This window comes from Methylobacterium nigriterrae (assembly GCF_037106235.1).
Taxonomy (GTDB): Bacteria; Pseudomonadota; Alphaproteobacteria; order Rhizobiales; family Beijerinckiaceae; genus Methylobacterium; species Methylobacterium nigriterrae.
Window position 1 is genome coordinate 1 of sequence record NZ_JBAWTG010000858.1, and the last position, 272, is coordinate 272.

1 protein-coding gene is annotated in these 272 nt (G+C 67.3%); it reads right to left on the bottom strand.

Annotated features, from left to right (window positions below; all coding sequences use genetic code 11):
- The coding region (locus WDW90_RS39445; RefSeq protein ID WP_348529665.1) for an arsenate reductase/protein-tyrosine-phosphatase family protein at positions 1-272 on the bottom strand (272 nt) is incomplete at both ends.

Genomic DNA, 272 nt, shown 5'->3' on the forward strand with positions numbered 1-272 from the left:
GAGCAGCCGTTCGATGCGCGCCTTGATCTCGTCGCGGATGGGCCTGACGGCATCGATTCCCCGCCCTGCCGGGTCATCGAGATCCCAGTCCTCGTAGCGCTTGCCCGGGAAGATCGGGCAGGTGTCGCCGCAGCCCATGGTGATGACGACATCCGATTCCTTCACGGACTCCGCGGTGAGAATCCTCGGCTGGTTGCCCGCGATGTCGATGCCGTCCTCGGCCATCGCGGCGACCGCGGCCTGGTTGATCTGGTCCGCAGGCTCGGACCCCG